This is a genomic window from Nonomuraea sp. LPB2021202275-12-8, assembly GCF_037044575.1.
GTDB lineage: Bacteria > Actinomycetota > Actinomycetes > Streptosporangiales > Streptosporangiaceae > Nonomuraea.
On the sequence record NZ_JBAHWD010000144.1, the window covers coordinates 1 to 586 of the forward strand.

Consider the following 586-nt stretch of genomic DNA (forward strand, 5'->3'; position numbering starts at 1 on the left):
CCTCAGCTATTCAGCCGGGGCGGTAGCTGTGCTCTAGAACATGAGAAAAGGTGCCCCTGAACTGCAAGGATTCGGGTGTCGAAGCCATATCCGCTGCAGAAGCAGGTGCACCTTTCTGGTGAGTGAGCGTATCGGGTGGGACCGCCGGTTGTCTGTCACCGCCGACGGAAAAGGGCTGGTCGGTCACGCGGGCGCGGTCCTGCTGCACAAACTCGCCGATCGGGTGGGGCTGACCCCGGCGCTCGGCGGACTGTGGCCGGATGGGCAGAGTGCGATCTGGCGCGATCGCGCGCATGTCCTCATCAGTCTGGCCGCCGCGATCGTGTGCGGCGCACGCAGCATGCTGGAGGCCGAACGGCTGCAGGCCCACCAGGCGGCACTGTTCGGGACGGCGCCGTCGGACTCCACCACCCACCGCACCCTGGCCGGCCTGGATGAGCCGATGCTCGCCCGCATCGCCCAGACCCGGGCGAAGATACGCCGCCACGTCTGGCAACTGCTGCACCTGCGCCCGGGCGGCTTCCCGTGGCTGACGGTGGCCGGCAAGCGACTGCGCGGCTGGATCGTCATCGACATCGACGCCACC

At 68.1% G+C, this 586-nt stretch carries 1 pseudogene; it reads left to right on the forward strand.

What is annotated here, in order from left to right:
• Nucleotides 1-118: 118 nt before the first annotated feature.
• Nucleotides 119-586, forward strand: a pseudogene (locus V5E28_RS49095) (IS1380 family transposase); the annotation flags it as partial.